This window comes from Burkholderia sp. AU28863, from assembly GCF_002223195.1.
GTDB lineage: Bacteria > Pseudomonadota > Gammaproteobacteria > Burkholderiales > Burkholderiaceae > Burkholderia > Burkholderia sola.
The window spans coordinates 157,521-175,804 of the sequence record NZ_NKFE01000003.1; the positions used below are offsets into that span (position 1 = coordinate 157,521).

At 67.6% G+C, this 18,284-nt stretch carries 20 protein-coding genes and 1 other RNA gene; 9 read left to right on the forward strand and 12 right to left on the reverse strand.

What is annotated here, in order from left to right; translation table 11 throughout:
- Positions 1 to 60: 60 nt before the first annotated feature.
- On the reverse strand, positions 61 to 975 hold the full coding sequence (locus CFB81_RS03025; protein ID WP_069616751.1) for a class II glutamine amidotransferase: 915 nt from the start codon (positions 973 to 975) through the stop codon (positions 61 to 63).
- A gap of 203 nt (positions 976 to 1,178) precedes the next feature.
- On the opposite strand from CFB81_RS03025, the gene pyrC reads away from it, so the two are divergent.
- From pyrC to rnpB, 3 genes are all read left to right on the forward strand, one after another.
- Positions 1,179 to 2,243 (forward strand): dihydroorotase, encoded by a 1,065-nt coding sequence (gene pyrC, locus CFB81_RS03030; RefSeq protein ID WP_069616750.1) that lies wholly within the window; start codon positions 1,179 to 1,181, stop codon positions 2,241 to 2,243.
- Positions 2,240 to 3,130 (forward strand): DUF3025 domain-containing protein, encoded by an 891-nt coding sequence (locus CFB81_RS03035; protein WP_089434546.1) that lies wholly within the window; start codon positions 2,240 to 2,242, stop codon positions 3,128 to 3,130. Before pyrC ends, CFB81_RS03035 begins: the two co-directional genes overlap by 4 nt.
- Before the next feature lie 12 nt (positions 3,131 to 3,142).
- An RNA gene (gene rnpB, locus CFB81_RS03040) (RNase P RNA component class A) lies at positions 3,143 to 3,554 on the forward strand.
- A 65-nt stretch (positions 3,555 to 3,619) separates the two neighbouring features.
- On the opposite strand, the gene CFB81_RS03045 is transcribed toward rnpB, so the two are convergent.
- Positions 3,620 to 4,084, reverse strand: coding sequence for an OsmC family protein (locus CFB81_RS03045; protein ID WP_074801272.1), 465 nt, complete (start codon positions 4,082 to 4,084; stop codon positions 3,620 to 3,622).
- 415 nt (positions 4,085 to 4,499) lie between these two features.
- Positions 4,500 to 4,802: a DUF1090 family protein gene (locus CFB81_RS03050; RefSeq protein WP_069616748.1), complete on the reverse strand. Its 303-nt coding sequence runs from the start codon at positions 4,800 to 4,802 to the stop codon at positions 4,500 to 4,502.
- 311 nt (positions 4,803 to 5,113) lie between these two features.
- On the opposite strand from CFB81_RS03050, the gene rplM reads away from it, so the two are divergent.
- The 3 genes from rplM to erpA all read left to right on the forward strand — a co-directional run bounded on the left by rplM (position 5,114) and on the right by erpA (position 6,534).
- On the forward strand, positions 5,114 to 5,542 hold the full coding sequence (rplM, locus tag CFB81_RS03055) for a 50S ribosomal protein L13 (RefSeq protein ID WP_009687896.1): 429 nt from the start codon (positions 5,114 to 5,116) through the stop codon (positions 5,540 to 5,542).
- A 10-nt stretch (positions 5,543 to 5,552) separates the two neighbouring features.
- Positions 5,553 to 5,945 carry a 30S ribosomal protein S9 gene (gene rpsI, locus CFB81_RS03060; protein WP_006476904.1) on the forward strand — a complete coding sequence of 131 codons (393 nt, stop codon included), beginning with the start codon at positions 5,553 to 5,555 and terminating at the stop codon, positions 5,943 to 5,945.
- 217 nt (positions 5,946 to 6,162) lie between these two features.
- Positions 6,163 to 6,534, forward strand: a complete 372-nt coding sequence (gene erpA, locus CFB81_RS03065; protein WP_034187117.1) for an iron-sulfur cluster insertion protein ErpA — start codon at positions 6,163 to 6,165, stop codon at positions 6,532 to 6,534.
- Between the two features lie 104 nt (positions 6,535 to 6,638).
- On the opposite strand, the gene CFB81_RS03070 is transcribed toward erpA, so the two are convergent.
- The gene (locus CFB81_RS03070; RefSeq protein WP_089434547.1) at positions 6,639 to 7,787 is read right to left on the reverse strand and encodes an anhydro-N-acetylmuramic acid kinase; all 1,149 of its coding nucleotides are present in this window, start codon (positions 7,785 to 7,787) and stop codon (positions 6,639 to 6,641) included.
- A 142-nt stretch (positions 7,788 to 7,929) separates the two neighbouring features.
- Between CFB81_RS03070 and tyrS the strand changes: the two genes are divergently transcribed.
- From tyrS to CFB81_RS03085, 3 genes are read left to right on the forward strand one after another with little or no spacing between them, the layout of a single operon-like run.
- Positions 7,930 to 9,171 carry a tyrosine--tRNA ligase gene (gene tyrS, locus CFB81_RS03075; protein ID WP_089434548.1) on the forward strand — a complete coding sequence of 414 codons (1,242 nt, stop codon included), beginning with the start codon at positions 7,930 to 7,932 and terminating at the stop codon, positions 9,169 to 9,171.
- Positions 9,168 to 9,626, forward strand: a complete 459-nt coding sequence (gene dtd, locus CFB81_RS03080) for a D-aminoacyl-tRNA deacylase (RefSeq protein WP_089434549.1) — start codon at positions 9,168 to 9,170, stop codon at positions 9,624 to 9,626. Before tyrS ends, dtd begins: the two co-directional genes overlap by 4 nt.
- A gap of 23 nt (positions 9,627 to 9,649) precedes the next feature.
- The gene (locus CFB81_RS03085; protein ID WP_089434550.1) at positions 9,650 to 10,312 is read left to right on the forward strand and encodes a histidine phosphatase family protein; all 663 of its coding nucleotides are present in this window, start codon (positions 9,650 to 9,652) and stop codon (positions 10,310 to 10,312) included.
- Between the two features lie 57 nt (positions 10,313 to 10,369).
- On the opposite strand, the gene CFB81_RS03090 is transcribed toward CFB81_RS03085, so the two are convergent.
- The 8 genes from CFB81_RS03090 to dusB all read right to left on the reverse strand — a co-directional run bounded on the left by CFB81_RS03090 (position 10,370) and on the right by dusB (position 18,183).
- The gene (locus CFB81_RS03090; protein WP_089435311.1) at positions 10,370 to 11,497 is read right to left on the reverse strand and encodes a ParB/Srx family N-terminal domain-containing protein; all 1,128 of its coding nucleotides are present in this window, start codon (positions 11,495 to 11,497) and stop codon (positions 10,370 to 10,372) included.
- A 155-nt stretch (positions 11,498 to 11,652) separates the two neighbouring features.
- Positions 11,653 to 12,603, reverse strand: coding sequence for an oxygenase MpaB family protein (locus tag CFB81_RS03095; RefSeq protein WP_089434551.1), 951 nt, complete (start codon positions 12,601 to 12,603; stop codon positions 11,653 to 11,655).
- A gap of 24 nt (positions 12,604 to 12,627) precedes the next feature.
- Positions 12,628 to 13,698, reverse strand: a complete 1,071-nt coding sequence (gene ruvB, locus CFB81_RS03100; RefSeq protein ID WP_089434552.1) for a Holliday junction branch migration DNA helicase RuvB — start codon at positions 13,696 to 13,698, stop codon at positions 12,628 to 12,630.
- Positions 13,699 to 13,804: 106 nt separating this feature from the next.
- A complete protein-coding gene (gene ruvA / locus CFB81_RS03105; protein WP_031402135.1) occupies positions 13,805 to 14,386 on the reverse strand; it encodes a Holliday junction branch migration protein RuvA in 582 nt (193 codons plus the stop codon).
- Between the two features lie 192 nt (positions 14,387 to 14,578).
- On the reverse strand, positions 14,579 to 15,121 hold the full coding sequence (ruvC, locus tag CFB81_RS03110) for a crossover junction endodeoxyribonuclease RuvC (RefSeq protein WP_069616742.1): 543 nt from the start codon (positions 15,119 to 15,121) through the stop codon (positions 14,579 to 14,581).
- 154 nt (positions 15,122 to 15,275) lie between these two features.
- On the reverse strand, positions 15,276 to 16,841 hold the full coding sequence (purH, locus tag CFB81_RS03115; RefSeq protein ID WP_050013802.1) for a bifunctional phosphoribosylaminoimidazolecarboxamide formyltransferase/IMP cyclohydrolase: 1,566 nt from the start codon (positions 16,839 to 16,841) through the stop codon (positions 15,276 to 15,278).
- 44 nt (positions 16,842 to 16,885) lie between these two features.
- Positions 16,886 to 17,119, reverse strand: coding sequence for a Fis family transcriptional regulator (locus CFB81_RS03120; protein ID WP_006476892.1), 234 nt, complete (start codon positions 17,117 to 17,119; stop codon positions 16,886 to 16,888).
- Entirely contained in the window at positions 17,116 to 18,183 is a 1,068-nt protein-coding gene (dusB, locus tag CFB81_RS03125) for a tRNA dihydrouridine synthase DusB (RefSeq protein ID WP_069616741.1), read from the reverse strand. Before dusB ends, CFB81_RS03120 begins: the two co-directional genes overlap by 4 nt.
- Positions 18,184 to 18,284 lie beyond the last annotated feature (101 nt).

Consider the following 18,284-nt stretch of genomic DNA (forward strand, 5'->3'; position numbering starts at 1 on the left):
TACGACGCACGCGCGGCAAGCAGGAAGGGAGCAGGAAGCAGACGCGGCCGATGCCGCGCTTCAGAAATCGATCGCGTCGTCGGAATCGCCGTCGGCCGCGGTGGCGAGCGCTTCGCGCATCACCGTGCGCGGCGCGGACGCCGACGCGTCGAGCGACGGGTTGCGCAGCTTCTCGAGCACGCGCTCGGGCACCGGAATCTGCATCCGCGCGGCGACGTCGCCGCACTGGAACATGATCAACTCGCCCGGCTCGAATGCGGTCCAGACTTCGTTGTCGGTGAGCGGCTGCGTCGCGATCACCGCGACGCGATCCTCGGGCGTCGTGTATTTCGCGAAGTCGATCGACAGGTCTTCGTCGACGAGATGCGCGGTCGAGAACGGCCAGCGCCGCACGAGGTAGTGCAGCCGCGTCGAGCAGTGCGCGAAGAGCGCCTGGCCGTTCGACATCAGGAAATTGAACACGCCGTGATCGGTGATGCCGCGCGTCAGTTCGCCGACCCGCTCGAACAACTCGGGCAGCGGCGGCTGCGCGCCGGGAAAGGCCTCGCGCAGCCCCTGCATCAGCACGCAGAACGCCTGTTCGCTGTCGGTCGTGCCGACCGGATGGTAGACGCTGCCGTCCATGTCCGGCGCGTAGTCCTGCAGGTCGCCGTTATGCGCGAAGATCCAGTGCCGGCCCCACAGTTCGCGCATGAACGGATGGCTGTTCTCGAGCAGGATGTGCCCTTGCGTCGCCTTGCGGATGTGCGCGATCGTGTTCTTGGACTTGATCGGGTAGCGCTTCACCATTTCGGCGATCGGCGACGTGGCCGATGCCTGGTGATCGATGAAGAGGCGACACGCCTTGTCTTCGAAGAACGCGATGCCCCAGCCGTCGGCATGGTGATCGGTGAGCCCGCCCCGGGCCGCGAAACCTGTGAAGGAGAATGTGACGTCCGTCGGCGCGGCGCAGTTCATTCCAAGGAGTTGGCACATTTTACGTGGGGCGGCAGGCTGAAGCAGAGGTAACGAACCGGGCGAACCCCGGTACAATGCGCTTCTAGCATATCACCGAGCCCTGAGCGGTAAAAAGCGGATTCCGCTGGCCAAAGGCCCCGTGTTGCGGTTTGCCGTCAATCGGCCCGCGCACGCGCGTTCCGGCCCCGCCGATCGCAAGCCCGTTCTTCACGACGCCTCCTATGACTGCCTCGAACGCTTCCTCCCCGGCGACGCTTTCGCTCGCCCGTCCCGACGACTGGCACCTGCACCTGCGCGACGGCGACATGCTCGCCGCCGTGCTGCCGCACACCGCCCGCCAGTTCGGCCGCGCCATCGTGATGCCGAACCTGAAGCCGCCGGTCACGACCACCGCGCAGGCGCAGGCCTATCGCGCGCGCATCCTCGCCGCGCTGCCGGCCGGGATGACGTTCGAACCGCTGATGACGCTGTACCTGACCGACAACACGCCGCCCGACGAAATCCGCCGCGCGCGCGAAAGCGGTTTCGTGCACGGCGTGAAGCTGTACCCGGCAGGCGCTACGACGAATTCAGACCATGGCGTCACCGATCTCGCGAAATGCGCGAAGACGCTCGAGGCGATGCAGGAAACCGGCATGCCGCTGCTCGTGCACGGCGAGGTGACCGATGCGTCGATCGACCTGTTCGACCGTGAAAAGGTGTTCATCGACCGCGTGATGACGCCGCTGCGCCGCGATTTCCCGGGCCTGAAGGTCGTGTTCGAGCACATCACGACGAAGGACGCGGCCGACTACGTGCGCGATGCCGACGCGGCGCCCGGCCTGCTCGGCGCGACGATCACCGCGCATCACCTGCTGTACAACCGCAACGCGCTGTTCGTCGGCGGGATTCGCCCGCATTACTACTGTCTGCCGGTGCTGAAGCGCGAGACGCATCGCGTGGCGCTGGTCGAGGCCGCGACGTCGGGCAACCCGCGCTTCTTCCTCGGCACCGACAGCGCGCCGCATGCGCGCGGCGTGAAGGAAGCCGCGTGCGGCTGCGCGGGCTGCTACACGGCGCTGCACGCGCTCGAGCTGTACGCGGAAGCATTCGACACCGCCGGCGCGCTCGACAAGCTGGAAGGGTTCGCGAGCTTCTTCGGCGCTGATTTCTACGGGCTGCCGCGCAGCGCCGAGACGGTCACGCTGCGCCGCGAGGCGTGGGAACTGCCGCGCGAGATCTTCGCGGGCGATACGCCGGTCGTGCCGCTGCGCGGCGGCGAGACGATCGGCTGGAAACTCGCGTGAGCTGCGCGCCGCCGCGCGAACCCGGCCCCGCGGCCGGTCGTGCGGCGGCGGATTTCGCGCGGATCGACTGGTCCGCGCCGTGGCTCGCGCCTTACCGGGCGCCGGGCCGCGCATGGCAGGCGGCCGCCCGTGCGGGCGAGGCCGCGCTGCTCGATGCGTTGAACGGCGCGTCCGCCGGTGTGTCGCCAGGCGGCGATCGCGTCACCGGTCGCGGCAGGCCGCTGCGCTTCGTGCCGCAGGCCGAGCTGCCGTCCGGCATCGCGTACGAGACCCATATTGCGGACACCGGCCGCGTGCCGACCCGCCACAATCTTCACGACTTCTTCAATGCGCTCGTCTGGTTCGCCTACCCGTGCACCAAGGCCGCGCTGAACGCGCGCCAGGCCGCCGCGATCGACGCGGCGGGCGGCGTCGGCCCCGTGCGGGGCACGTTGCGCGATGCGCTCACGTTGTTCGACGAGAACGCGGCGCTGTTCGTCACCGCCGACCGTGCGCTCGCCGACGCGCTGCGCGGCTTCGACTGGCCGCGGCTGCTGGTGGCCGCGCGCGATGCGTGGGGCACGCGTTGCGAAGCGCGGCTGGTCGGCCATGCGCTGCTCGAACAGCTCGTCGCTCCCTACAAGTCCTGCACCGCGCACGCGTGGATCGTCGACGTGGGCGCCGACTATTTTTCGTGGTCCGACGCGCAACGGCGCGCGCATGTCGACGCGCGGATCGCCGCCGAACTGACGACGCGCCCGCTGACGAGTCGCGATTTCGCGCCGCTGCCGGTGCTCGGCGTGCCGGGCTGGTGCGCGGCGAACGCCGACGCCACGTTCTACGACGATCCGACCGTGTTTCGCCGCGGCCGCCGCTCGCGCGCTGCCGCCGGTGGCGCGCAGTGCTAGAATGCGCGTCGCAAAGCAGGCCAGGCAGTCGCGGCCTCGCCGCCTTCGGGCGCGCGGGGGCGAGGAAAGTCCGGACTCCACAGGGCAGGGTGATGGCTAACGGCCATCCGTGGCGACACGCGGAACAGGGCAACAGAAAGCAAACCGCCGATGGCCCGGCGCAAGCCGGGATCAGGTAAGGGTGAAACGGTGCGGTAAGAGCGCACCGCGGCGACGGCGACGTCCGCCGGCACGGTAACCTCCACCCGGAGCAATTCCAAGTAGGCAGGCGCGCATTTTCGGATGCAGGACGGGGCCCCCGTCTCGTCTGCGGGTAGGAAGCTTGAGCGCGTCAGCAATGGCGCGCCTAGAGGAATGGCTGCCACGCGTTGCGCGCTTCGGCGCGCAGCGTGCACAGAATCCGGCTTATCGGCCTGCTTTGCCGTTCGAATGCGAAAGGGCCGGCGCTCCCTGCGGAGCGCCGGCCCTTTTTTCGTGCGCGCTGTGCGATCAGGCGGCGACGATGTCGAACGAATGCGTGAGTTCGGCCGTCTTCGCGATCATGATCGACGCGGAGCAATACTTGTCGTGCGACAGGTTGATCGCGCGCTCGACCGTGGCCGGGTTCAGGTTGCGGCCGGTGACCGTGAAGTGGAAGTGCACCTTCGTGAACACTTTCGGATCTTCGCTCGCGCGCTCGGCCTTCAGCGTGACCGAGCAGCCGCTCACTTCCTGGCGGCTCTTCTTCAGGATCAGCACGACGTCATAAGCCGTGCAGCCGCCGGTGCCGAGCAGGACCATCTCCATCGGACGCGGCGCGAGGTTGTGGCCGCCGCCTTCGGGCGCGCCGTCCATCGTGACGAGATGCCCGCTGCCGGTCTCGGCGGAAAACGCCATGCCGTCCTGGCCCATCCAGCTTACTTTGCATTCCATGCTTGCGCTCCAGCGTTGCCTGATTCGAATTCGATCCGGCATTGTAGCCCGCGGCGCAACGGTCGGCTGATGCGCTGCACGACGAGCAACGCCGGCGCCGAGCAAGCGGGGCGGCGAGCGGCGCTTTCCCTACCGAATTTAGGGGTTTTGCTCTAGATGCTGGCGGTTCCAGGTCGTGTGTGATGCACTGATACGATTGATTTTAAATAAAAATCCATTCGTGTCAGCGGTTTGGTTGCGATCCCGTATCGTGGGAATTGATTTCGCAATGCAAATTTTCTTGTGGAGTCGGGCGGGCATTCGTATAATGAGCCACATTGGTTGTCGCGCTGCGGCAACCTCCGAATGTCTCCTCCACCCTCCTCCTGAGGTGGATTAAGCCCGAACCAGCCGTTCGGGCTTTTTTTCGTCCCATGCAAACATCGGCGCGCGGCTTGCGCGCGCCGGCACCGCGCCGTCACGCGGGCTGTCGCGCGGCCGGTTGCGACGTTGCGTCCGGCGGCGTGCCGCGCGCGCCGGCATCGGTCGCGGGCGCGGCGGCGGCCGACGCATGGCCGTGGCCGCGTGCGCAGAAATGGCGGACGCGTTCGCGCACGGCGCGCAGGCGCACGATGCGGTCTTCGGCATGGGCGGTTCGGGCTTCGGCGATGCGCGCATCGAGCGCGTCGAGCTTGGCTTCGCAGCCGGAGGCGGCGACGGCGGGCGCCGCGGCGGCCAGCAGGGCGGCCGCGACGAAGGGCGTAAGTCGTTGTTTCATCATGCTGATTTGTTGTTTTTCGGGTTTGGCCGGTCTGGCGCGGCAAGGTCATGTGCCGCGCGTCGATGGGTGCCGCCCCAGGCGCTCGGTTCGCCTGGCTTGTCGGGGCACGACCGGATTTTGGCCCATTTCGGCCGCCGCGAACACGGGGCGTGGATTCTCTTTGACCACGCAGCCGTATTTCCTTTATAATTCAGGGCTTTTCCGCATTCATGCCCACGGAAAAAGAACAGGGAGAGCCTGCACCGCGCCTCGAAGCGCACACAGACAAGCAGGAAGAACACATCGGGCAAAGCATTTTTTTTGGATCGATCATGAAGACGTTTTCCGCAAAAGCCCATGAGGTGACGCGCGAATGGTACGTGATTGACGCGACGGATAAGGTTCTCGGCCGTGTTGCCAGCGAAGTGGCACGCCGTCTGCGCGGCAAGCACAAGCCTGAGTTCACCCCGCACGTCGACACTGGTGATTTCATCATCATCATCAACGCGAGCAAGTTGAAGGTCACGGGCAACAAGACGCTGGACAAGAAGTACTACCGTCACTCGGGCTACCCGGGCGGTATCTATGAAACGACGTTCGGCAAGATGCAGGAACGCTTCCCGGGCCGCGCGCTCGAGAAGGCGGTCAAGGGCATGCTGCCGAAGGGCCCGCTCGGCTACGCGATGATCAAGAAGCTGAAGGTCTACGCAGAAGCGACGCATCCGCACTCGGCTCAACAGCCGAAGGCGCTCGAGATCTAAGGGGACCCACATGATCGGTAACTGGAACTACGGTACGGGCCGCCGCAAGAGCGCAGTCGCACGTGTCTTCATCAAGGCTGGCAAGGGCGACATCATCGTCAACGGCAAGCCCATCGCTGACTACTTCTCGCGCGAAACGTCGCTGATGATCGTGCGTCAACCGCTGGAACTCACGAACCACGGCCAGACGTTCGACATCAAGGTGAACGTCAACGGCGGCGGCGAAACGGGTCAGGCAGGCGCAGTGCGCCACGGCATCACCCGTGCACTGATCGACTACGATGCGACGCTGAAGCCGTCGCTGTCGAGCGCAGGCTTCGTCACGCGCGATGCGCGTGAAGTCGAGCGTAAGAAGGTCGGTCTGCGCAAGGCACGCCGCGCGAAGCAGTTCTCGAAGCGTTAATCCCGCTTCATGGCCTCGCCGCTTTCGGGCGGCGTCCGCCGGAAAAAACCGCCAGCTTTCACGCTGGCGGTTTTTTTATGTCCGCTTCCGGGCCGCTGGGGCGGCCCCGGCGCGGGCGCGTTTGACGAAATCGACAAGAACCTATTGATTTCATGGACTTCAGCACGATCTTCTGATCGGCCCTACAATAGCGGCTAAAGCTTTTTGGAGAGTTCGAATGAACGCTGTTACCGAATCCGCAGCAACGACGACCGATATGCCGCTGCCGTTCGTCTTCACCGACGCCGCGGCCGACAAGGTCAAGCAACTGATCGACGAAGAGGGCAATCCCGACCTCAAGCTGCGCGTGTTCGTGCAGGGTGGCGGCTGTTCCGGCTTCCAGTATGGCTTCACGTTCGACGAGGAAGTCAACGAGGACGACACCGTGATGGACAAGAACGGCGTCCAGCTGCTGATCGACTCGATGAGCTACCAGTACCTGGTCGGCGCCGAGATCGACTACAAGGACGACCTCAACGGCGCCCAGTTCGTGATCAAGAACCCGAACGCGACCACGACCTGCGGGTGCGGTTCGTCGTTCTCGGTCTGAGCGCACGGCAGATCCGCGCCGGTTCGCCGGAATGAAAAACGGGGCTTCATGCCCCGTTTTTTGTTCGCTCGCGCTGCGGCGCCCGCCCCGCGGCGCGCATCGTATCAGCGCGGATAGAGCGCGCCGAGCACGCGGTTGCCGGCGGCGCCGGTGACCGTCGCGAGATTGCCGGGCTGGCGCGCGGTGAAGCGGTACGCGAGCCACGCGAACGCGAGCGCTTCGACCTGCTGCGGCGGCACGCCGAGCGCGGCCGTCGTGTCGACGGCGGCCGGCACGCCGGCCTCGCGCAGCGCGTGCCGGAGCGCATCGAGCAGCACCGGATTGCGTGCGCCGCCCCCGCATGCGAACACGGCCTGGCAGCCCGGTGCGTGCTGCGCGATGTCGCGTGCGACCGACACGGCGGTGAGCGCGGTGAGCGTGGCTTGCACGTCCTCCGGCGCAAGCTGCGGGAATCCGGCGAGCTTCGCATCGAGCCACGCGGGATTGAACAGGTCGCGTCCGGTGCTTTTCGGCGGCGGCGCGGTGAAATACGGTTCGTCGAGCAGCGCGTCGAGCAGCGGCGCGTGGACGGCGCCGCGTGCGGCGAACTTGCCGCCGTCGTCGTACGGCTTGCCCAGATGGCGGGTCGCCCATGCATCGATCAGCGCATTCGCCGGGCCGCAGTCGAAGCCGCGCACGTCGCCGCCCGCGTCGGGCAGGATCGTGATGTTGCTGATCCCGCCGAGATTGCAGACGACCCGCGTTTCGCCCGGCGCGCCGAACACCGTCGCATGGAAGGCCGGCGCGAGCGGCGCGCCGTGGCCGCCGGCGGCCACGTCGCGGCTGCGGAAATCGGCGATCACGTCGATCTGGGTCAGCTCGGCGAGCAGCGCCGGATTGTTGAGCTGGCGCGTATAGCCGCGCTCGGGGCGATGGCGCACCGTCTGGCCGTGCACGCCGATCGCGCGGATCTCGTCGCGCGACAGCCCGGCCGTGCGCTGCAATTCATGGCAGCAGACCGCATAGCGCGTGACGAGCGCATTCGCCGCGAGCGATTCGCGGTCGATCTCGTTGTCGCCGGGCTGCTGCAGCGCGAACAGCGCGTCGCGCAGCGATTGCGCGAAGCCGACGAACGCTTCCGCGAGCACGGCCGGCGCGCGGCCGGCCTCGAAACGCACGGCGACGCCGTCGACGCCGTCCATGCTGGTTCCCGACATCAGCCCGAAGTAGATGCCGTCTGCGGGATGGGCATGCTGCGGCGGTCGTTGCGGCACGTTGGGTTCTCCTGGATCGTGCGGCGCGGGCCGGTCCCGCGCGCCTTGCGCCCGATTATCCGCGTAACGTGACGCGTCGTTAAGCGATGCGCGCGCAAGTTATGGGAAAATCCCTGTTTTTGCGACATTCTTCCTGGCACCGATGAGCACCGAACCCAGTTCCAAGCCCGTTTTCCCGATCACCGACGAAGTCCGGCATGCGCTCGCCGTCACGAAGCGCGGCGTCGACGAGCTGCTGATCGAGGAAGAGTTCGCGCAGAAGCTCGCGCGCAGCGCGGCCACCGGCACGCCGCTTCGCATCAAGCTCGGCCTCGATCCGACCGCACCGGACATCCACATCGGCCATACGGTCGTGCTGAACAAGATGCGCCAGTTGCAGGACCTCGGCCATACGGTGATCTTCCTGATCGGTGATTTCACGTCGCTGATCGGCGACCCGTCGGGCCGCAACGCGACGCGTCCGCCGCTCACGCGCGAGCAGATCGAATCGAACGCGAAGACCTACTTCGAGCAGGCCGCGCTCGTGCTCGATCGCGACAAGACCGAGATCCGCTACAACAGCGAATGGTCGATGCCGCTCGGCGCGGACGGGATGATCAAGCTCGCGTCGCGCTACACGGTCGCGCGGATTCTCGAGCGCGAGGATTTCACGAAGCGCTTCCAGGGCGGCGTGCCGATCTCGATCCACGAATTCCTGTACCCGCTGATGCAGGGCTACGATTCGGTCGCGCTGAACGCCGACCTCGAACTCGGCGGCACCGACCAGAAGTTCAACCTGCTGGTCGGCCGCGAACTGCAGAAGCAGTACGGCCAGGAACAGCAGTGCATCCTGACGATGCCGCTGCTCGAAGGCCTCGACGGCGTCGAGAAGATGTCGAAGTCGAAGGGCAACTACGTCGGCATCAGCGAGAAGCCGACCGACATGTTCGGCAAGCTGATGAGCATCTCGGACACGCTGATGTGGCGTTACTTCGAGCTGCTGTCGTTCCGCAGCCTCGATGAAATCGCCGGCTTCAAGCGCGAGGCCGAAGGCGGCCGCAACCCGCGCGACTTCAAGGTGCTGCTCGCCCAGGAAATCGTCGCGCGATTCCATTCGCAGGCCGACGCCGAGCGCGCACTCGAGGACTTCAACCACCGCGCGAAGGGCGGCGTGCCGGACGACATTCCGTCGATCACGCTGGCCGGCGCGCCGCTCGCGATCGGGCAGTTGCTGAAGCAGGCGGGCCTCGTGCCGTCGACGAGCGAAGCGCTGCGCAACATCGAGCAGGGCGGCGTGAAGATCGACGGCGCGACCGTGTCGGACAAGGGCCTGAAGGTCGAGGCCGGCGAGTTCGTCGTGCAGGTCGGCAAGCGCCGCTTCGCACGCGTCACGCTGACCGCATGATCGCGCTGCTCCAGCGCGTGACGCGCGCCGACGTGCGCGTCGGCGGCCGGACGACGGGCGAGATCGGCGCGGGCCTGCTCGCGCTCGTCTGCGCGGAGCGCGGCGATACCGAGGCCGCGGCCGACAAGCTGCTCGCGAAGCTGCTCGGCTACCGCGTGTTCAGCGACGCAGCCGGCAAGATGAACCTGCCGGTATCGAACATCGACGGCGAAGGTCGTGCAGGCGGCCTGCTGCTCGTGTCGCAGTTCACGCTCGCGGCCGATACCAACAGCGGGCTGCGTCCGAGCTTCACGCCGGCCGCGCCGCCCGACGAAGGCGCGCGGCTGTTCGACTATTTCGTCGCGGCCGCGCGTATGCGGCACCCGATCGTCGAGACGGGCGAGTTCGGCGCGGACATGCAGGTGTCGCTCGTCAACGACGGCCCCGTGACGTTCTGGCTGCAAGTGCGGCCCTGATTCTTCTCCGGAGACGCGCCGCGATGGCCACCACGCAGGTTCTTTTCATCCGCCATGGCGAGACGGCCTGGAACCGCATCAAGCGCATCCAGGGGCATATCGACATCCCGCTGGCCGACACGGGGCTCGCGCAGGCGCAGCGGCTGGCTGCACGGCTCGGCCGGGAGGCGCGCGACGGCGCGCGGATCGACGCGGTGTATTCGAGCGACCTGATGCGCGCGCAACAGACCGCCCAACCGTTCGCCGATGTGCTCGGGCTGCCGCTGCTGCTGCGCGAAGGGTTGCGCGAACGCTCGTATGGCGCGTTCCAGGGGCACGACAGCACCGAGATCGAGGCGCTGTTTCCGGACGCGTATGCGGCGTGGCAGACGCGCGATCCCGGCTTCGCGCCGGAGGGCGGCGAGTCGCAGCGTGCGTTCTATCACCGCGTGCTGCATGCGCTCGAACCGATCGTCGCCGCGCATCCGGGCGGCCGGATCGCGTGCGTCGCGCACGGCGGCGTGCTCGATTGCGTGTATCGCTTCGCGAACGGGATCGAGCTGTCGGCGCCGCGCAACTATCCGTTGCTCAACACCAGCATCAACGTCGTCGATTACGTGGATGGCCGCGCGCAGGTCGTGCAGTGGGCCGACGTGTCGCATCTCGAAGCCGCGAGCGACGACGACGGGTACCGCAAGGTGCTCTGAGCACGCGGGCCCCGCCGTCCGGCACGGGCCGGGGTTCCGTTCCCTCCGGTGTGACGCCTACCGCGGCAGCCCGTGGCGTGTCTTGTAGTCGAGCGCGTACGCGATCTTGCCGGGCTTGTCGGCCGTGATCGGCTGGCGCAGCTTGTCGAATTCCCCCTTGCTGTATTTCTTCCCGCCGTTGATCGCATCGGCGCGCCCGAGGTCGGCGCCCGTCTTGCCGTCGATCACGGGGTCCGTGGCCGCGACCATCCGCGTCGACGCATGCCAGACCGCATTCAGATAGCCCGTGTCGGCCTTCGCCGGATCGGGATCGGTCGCGCCGGGCCGCGTCAGGTCGTAGCCGGCCAGCGCGAACGTGCCCGGCTGCGCGCGCAGCCAGTCGGCCCAGTAGAACTCGAGGTAGTCGGTCGCTTGTGCGGGTTTGCTGTAGCCGATGTCGCGCGTGAAATAGACGAGCGACCGATAGCGGTCGTTCGTCATCCCGAGTGTCAGGCCGAGGCCGGTCGGCAGTTGCGCGGTCGTGATCGGCTTGCCTTCGCCGTTCTTCAGGCGCAGATAGCCGCGGCTTTGCATCTGCTGCCAGAACGCGTCGCCCGAGTAGTCGCTGAGGTTGTCCTTGACGACGACGTGCACGTGCAGCGCCGGGCCGCCGTCGGGCGTCTCGTAGTAAGTCGACAGGCCGTGGTGGCCGTCGGTCAGGTACAGCGCATCGCCGTTCGGGCCGATCACGACGGGGTTCAGCACCGAGCGGTCGCGGCCGTTCGCGTCGGTCCTCGCGCACGCATAGCTGGCCGGCTCGCGCAGCGACGATCGGGCCGTGTAGCCGCTCGATGCGATGCCGCCGAGGCCTTCGTCCGCGCAGAAGTCGTCGAACTTCTTGTCGGGCTGCCGTTCGTAGCGGCCGAGCTTGTAGTAGACCTGGTCGTAGCCGATCGCACCCTGCGTCGGATGAAGATCGCCGAGCGTCACGTCGATCAGGTCGCCGGCGCGGGCGGCTTTCCACTGGCCCGGTTGCGGCGGGGTGGTCGCGGGCGTTGTGAGGGCCGGTGCGGGCGTCGTGTCGCCGGACGGCGGTTGTGCGTCCATGCGCGCGACGGCGGCGACATCGTCGCCCCCACACGCGGCGAGGGCGAAGACGGTGGACAGGCTGGCGGCAACGGCGAAACGGATCGGCAGGCGTGGCATCGCGGGCATCAGGCGTTGGTCGGTGGGCGGCGGGACGTCGCGCGGGTCACTGGACATCGGTGACGAGCAGACCGTGCGAGCGCGCGCGGGTGCAAGCCCGTCAGCTTGTCACAGCTATTTGACGGCAAATTGAAATGATCGGAATAAACGGATCGTCAGGCAGACGGGGTGCCGTCGGACGGGGAGGCCGTCGCGCGGCGGCGCGCACGCTTCGACGCGCCGTTCACGAGCGCCCAGCGCAGTATGGGCGCGACCGCGCGTATGCCGGGCCGGACCACCGCGCGCCGCAACGGCGCGAACGTCGACACGCCGAGCATGCGCTGCGCCCACGGCGGCAGCAGGTCGATCCCGGCATGCATCACCAGCGACGCGGCCGGCCGCAGCGCCGGCTTCGCGACCGGCACGTTCAGCAGGATGGACATCACGTCGAACGTACGCGGCCCGGCTTCGAGTTCGGGCAGCATGCGCGCGAGATAGGCGGCCACCTCGGCGCGCGAACGCGGCACCTCGCGGGCGCCGAGCAACTCGGCGATCAGCGCCGTCTCCGCGTAATAGCGGTCCTGCAGTTCGCCTGACAGCGCCGGATTCACGTAACGCAGGTGCGCGGCGAGGAAGCTCGACACTTCCGCGACATGCACCCAAGTCAGCAGCGCGGGATCGTCGGCGCGGTAGGGCCGTCCGTCCGGCGCGCTGCCCGAGATGTGCGCGTGGATCGCTTTCACGCGCTCGATCAGCGCGAGCGCGTCCGCGCGGCTGCCGAACGTCGTCCCCGTGATGAACGTGGCGGTGCGCCGCAAGCGGCCGAAGATGTCGGTGCGGAACGACGAATGATCCCAGACGCCCGCGAGCGCGAGCGGGTGGAGCGCCTGCAGCAGCAGCGCGGCGATGCCGCCCGTCATCATCGACGTGAAATCGGCATGCACGCGCCAGCACACGGCGTCGGGGCCGAACAGCCCCGGGTCGCCAGGCGGCGAAGAGAGATCGATCGACGGGCCGCCGCCGCCGGCCGTCAGGTGCGTGATGCCGGCCACGAGCCGCTTGCGGATCGGCTCCGCCCAGCGCGGGCCCGGCACGGTGGTGGGGTGGCGGCTGGGCGGCGTCGTCATGGCGGGTGCGGCTCGGGCGACGGATTACTTCCCGTCCGGGGTATCCCACTCGTCGCGTTCGGTGCGGCGGGCATCGGGCACCGACAGCCCGAAGTGGCGATACGTGAGCAGCGTCGCGACGCGCCCGCGCGGCGTGCGCTGCAGGAAGCCCTGCTGGATCAGGTATGGTTCGAGCACGTCCTCGATCGTGTCGCGCTCTTCGCCGATCGCCGCCGCGAGGTTGTCGATGCCGACCGGGCCGCCGTCGAACTTGTACAGGATCGCTTCGAGCAGCTTGCGGTCCATCAGGTCGAAGCCAACCGGATCGACGTCGAGCATCGCGAGCGCGGCGTCGGCAACGGCCGCGGTGATCTGGCCGTCGGCCTTCACTTCCGCGAAGTCGCGCACGCGGCGCAGCAGCCGGTTCGCGATCCGCGGCGTGCCGCGCGAGCGCTTCGCGATTTCCAGCGCGCCGTTCGGATCGATCTGCGCATTCAGCAGCGACGCCGAACGCCGCACGATGCGCGACAGTTGTTCGGCGTCGTAGAACTCGAGGCGCGCGACGATCCCGAAACGATCGCGCAGCGGATTGGTCAGCATGCCCGCGCGGGTGGTCGCGCCGACCAGCGTGAACGGCTGCAGGTCGAGCTTCACGCTGCGCGCGGCCGGGCCTTCGCCGATCATGATGTCGATCTGGTAATCCTCGAGCGCCGGATACAGGATTTCCTCGACGACCGGCGACAGCCGGTGGATCTCGTCGATGAACAGCACGTCGTTCGCTTCGAGGTTCGTCAGCAGCGCGGCGAGATCGCCCGCGCGCTCGAGCACGGGGCCCGACGTCTGGCGCAGGTTCACGCCCATCTCGCGCGCGATGATGTGTGCGAGCGTCGTCTTGCCGAGACCCGGCGGCCCGAACAGCAGCACGTGGTCGAGCGGCTCGGCGCGGCGCTTCGCGGCTTCGATGAAGATCTCGAGCTGGCCGCGCACCTTTTCCTGGCCGACGTAGTCGTCGAGCTGGCGCGGCCGCAACGCACGTTCGAACACCTCCTCGTGCGACGAGGCGGGCGTGGCGGCGATGATCCGCTGTTCGGTGGCGAGTTTGTCGGTTTCAATCATGCGGTCATTGTACCGCGCGACGGCGCCCGGACCACCTGGCCGAACGGCCGACTGGCGGGCGCCGCGCGGCGGCGCGACACTGGCTTCGACGGCCGGATCGACCGCGTTACGCCTTCGACAGCGCCTTCAGCGCGAGCTTGATGCCTTCGGACACTCCGGTGCCGGCCGGCACGTTCTTGATCGCGGCCAGGCCTTCCTTCTCGGAGTAGCCGAGCGCCAGCAGCGCGTTGAGGATGTCGGTCGCATGGTCGGACGGCGACGCGGCGCCGGCGAGCGCGCCGAGATCGGCGCCGAGCTTGCCCTTCAGTTCGAGCAGCAGGCGCTCGGCCGTCTTCTTGCCGATGCCGGGCAGCCGCGTGAGGCGGGCGGCGTCCTGCATCGTCACGGCCTGAGCAAGCTCCTGCACGCTCATGCCGGACAGCACGGCGAGCGCCATGCGCGCGCCGATGCCGGTGATCTTCAGCAGTTCGCGGAAGGTCGTGCGCTCCTGCGGCGTCAGGAAGCCGTACAGCAGGTGCGCGTCCTCGCGGACGATCTGCTGCGTGAGCAGCACGATGCGCTCGCCCGTTTGCGGCAGATTGTAGAAGGTGCTCATCGGCACGTCGATTTCGTAGCCGACGCCGTTGCAGTCGACGAGCAGATGAGGCGGGTTCTTTTCGAGCAGGATGCCGGCGATGCGACCGATCATGGAGGACGGGATGCGAGGAAGAAAGCGCGAGTGTAGCGCACGCGCGGCGCAATGCCGATGGGCGCGGCCGTCAGGCCGAAGCGGCGCGTGTCGCGGGCGTGTCGGGCGTGGGTAGAACGGTCGAGGCGGCCGACGCAGCCAAAGCGGCCGACGCAGTCGAGCCGACGTACGTGCCGCGGCGCGCGGCCGGCGTCAGCCGACGAGCCTGCCGCGCCGCACGCGCAGCCCTTTCTGCGCGAGCGCCGGTGCGAGGCCGCCGAGCGTGCTGAGCGTGTCGCCGCCGTGCGCGTGGCAGATCGCCATGCCGAGCGCGTCGGCGGCGTCGGAGCCCGGCTGGCCGGACAGGTTGAGCAGCCGCGTGACCATTTCCTGCATCTGCGTCTTGGTTGCGCGGCCGTAGCCGACCACGGCCTGCTTGAGCTGCAGCGCCGTGTATTCGGCGACCGGCAGCCCGCCCGCGACGAGCCCGCAGATCGCGGCGCCGCGCGCCTGGCCGAGCAGCAGCGTCGACTGCGGGTTCACGTTGACGAACACCTTTTCGATCGCGGCCTGATCGGGCGCGTGTTCGCGCACGATCGTCGAGACGCCTTGAAAGATCGTGCCGAGCCGGGTGGCCAGGTCGGCCGTCGGCGTGCGGATCACGCCGCTCGTGACATAGGCGAGCCGGTGGCCGCTGACGTCGATGACGCCGAAGCCGGTGACGCGCAGGCCGGGGTCGATGCCGAGAATTCGCATGAGTGAGGAGAATGGCGTGATGCAGCGATACTACAACGAATGGTGCGGCAAGCCGGTCGCCCGGTCGTGCGCGACGGTGCCGCGCAATAAAAAACCCGGCGGGAGTGAGGCCGCCGGGTTCTCGTGCAGCGGCCGTGCGGGCCGCATGCCGCGATCAGTGACGGAAGTGGCGCACGCCCGTCAGGACCATCGCGATGCCGTGCTCGTCGGCCGCCGCGATCACTTCGTCGTCGCGCATCGAGCCGCCCGGCTGGATCACGCAGGTCGCGCCGGCCGCCACGACGACGTCGAGGCCGTCACGGAACGGGAAGAACGCATCCGACGCGACCGCCGAACCGGCGAGCGTCAGGCCCGCGTTCTGCGCCTTGATGCTTGCGATGCGCGCGGAATCGACGCGGCTCATCTGGCCGGCGCCGACACCGAGCGTCATGCCGTTGCCGCAGAACACGATCGCGTTCGACTTCACGTACTTCGCGACGCGCCAGGCGAACAGCAGGTCGTCCATTTCCTTCGCGGTCGGCTGGCGCTTCGTGACGACGCGCAGCTCGCTCGGCTGCACGTTGCGCGAATCGAGCGACTGCACGAGCAGGCCGCCGCCGACGCGCTTCAGGTCGAATGCGTTATGGCCGTCGCCGAGTGCGATCTCGAGCAGGCGCACGTTCTGCTTCGCGGCGAACACCTGCTTCGCGGCGTCCGTGAACGACGGCGCGATCAGCACTTCGACGAACTGCTTCGCGACGGCTTGCGCGGCCGCTTCGTCGACTTCGCGGTTGAACGCGATGATGCCGCCGAACGCGGAGGTCGGGTCAGTCTGGAACGCCTTCGCATACGCGTCGGCCGAGTCGTTGCCGACGGCGACGCCGCACGGGTTCGCATGCTTGATGATCACGCAGGCCGGCGCGTCGAACGTCTTCACGCATTCCCACGCCGCGTCCGAATCCGCGATGTTGTTGTACGACAGTTCCTTGCCCTGCAGCTGACGGTAGTTCGCCAGCGCGCCGGCCGGCGTCGCGAGGTCGCGGTAGAACGCCGCGCTCTGGTGCGGGTTCTCGCCGTAGCGCAGGTCCTGCACCTTGTCGAACGCCATGTTGAGCGTGGCCGGGTACGCGCTGCGCGATGCGTGCTGCAGCTCGTCGGTCAGGCTCGTCAGGTAGTTCGTGATCGCGCCGTCGTATTGCGCGGTGTGCGCGAATACCTTCGTCGCGAGGCGGAAGTTGGTCGGGTAGCCGATGGTGTTGCCGTTCGCCTTCATTTCATCGAGCACGACCGCGTAGTCGGCCGGGTCGACGACGACCGTCACGTCGCGGTGGTTCTTCGCGGCCGAGCGCAGCATCGTCGGGCCGCCGATGTCGATGTTCTCGATCGCGTCGGCGAGCGTGCAGTCGTCCTTCGCGATCGTCGCGACGAACGGATACAGGTTCACGACCAGCAGGTCGATCGTCGGGATGCCGTGCTGCTCCAGCGCCTGCATGTGCTCGGGCAGGTCGCGGCGGGCGAGGATGCCGCCGTGCACCTTCGGGTGCAGCGTCTTCACGCGCCCATCGAGCATTTCCGGGAAGCCGGTGTAATCGGCCACTTCGGTCACGGGCAGGCCGGCGTCGGCGAGGAGTTTCGCGGTGCCGCCCGTCGACAGCAGCTTGACGCCGAGGTCGGACAGCGACTTCGCGAAGTCGACGATGCCGGTCTTGTCGGAAACGGAAATGAGCGCTTGCTTGATCATGATGGAACCACCAATAGCCAGGGAAACGGGGACGGGACGGCCGCCTACAGCAGGCCGTGCTGCTGCAGCTTCTTGCGCAGCGTATTGCGATTGATGCCGAGGTACTCGGCGGCGAGCGACTGGTTGCCGCCGGCCTGTACGAGCACGACCTCGAGCATCGGCTTTTCGACGCAGGACATCACCATTTCATAGACGTCGTGCGGATTGGAGCCGTCTAGATCCCGGAAATACACGTCCAGGCTCTCGCGGACACATTGTTCGATGTTGTGCTTGCTCATGCTGCTAACTGGTTATGGTCGTCCGACTCGCCCTGGCTGTTTTCCGCATCGTCATCGACGTAGACGAGGTGGTCCGACAGCGCCTTTTGCGCCTCGAAGAATGCATTGACGGCGGCGAGCTGCTCGCGGGTGGAATCGAGCGTGTTCATTCGGTGCCGGAACCCGTTGGCACCGGAAAGGCCGCGAGTGTACCAGCCGATGTGCTTGCGCGCAGTACGGACGCCGGTGAATTCGCCATAGAAAGCGTAGTGGTCTTCCAGGTGTTCGTTCATCACGTGCTGGATCTCGTCGATCCGCGGCGGGGGCAGCAGTTCGCCGGTTTGCAGGAAATGATCGATTTCGCGGAACAGCCACGGCCGGCCTTGCGCGGCGCGACCGATCATCAGCGCGTCGGCGCCGGTTGCATCGAGCACGGCCTTCGCCTTGGCGGGCGACGTGATGTCGCCGTTCGCGACGACCGGAATGCGTACGGCCGCCTTCACGGCCGCGATGGTGTCGTACTCGGCGTCGCCGCGGTACAGGTCGGCGCGCGTGCGGCCGTGCACGGTGAGCATCGAAATGCCGGCCGCTTCGGCCAGGCGCGCGACCGTGATCGCGTTCTTGTGCTCGCGGTCCCAGCCGGTGCGGATCTTCAGCGTGACGGGCACCGCGTCGGGCCCGGTGCCGACCGCCGCGACGACGGCCTCGACGATCCGCTGCACGAGCGGCTCGTTCTGCAGCAGCGCGGAGCCGGCCGCGACGTTGCAGACCTTCTTCGCCGGGCAGCCCATGTTGATGTCGATGATCTGCGCGCCGTTGTCGACGTTGTAGCGGGCCGCTTCGGCCATCATCGCCGGATCGGCGCCGGCGATCTGCACCGCGATCGGCTCGACTTCGCCTTCGTGGTTCGCGCGCCGCATCGTCTTCGCGCTTTTCCACAGCTGCGCGTTGGACGCGACCATCTCGGACACGGCGTAACCGGCCCCCAGCCGTTTGCACAGCTGGCGGAACGGACGATCCGTCACCCCGGCCATCGGGGCGACGAACAGGTTGTTACGCAATACGTGAGGGCCGATAACGGGCATCGCAATGGCGCCGCCCGCGACGCGCGCGGGCAGGGGGAGGGAAGACGGAAAACGGGCATTTTACCGTATTCCCATGCCCCGCCGATTTGACCCGGTTTGCC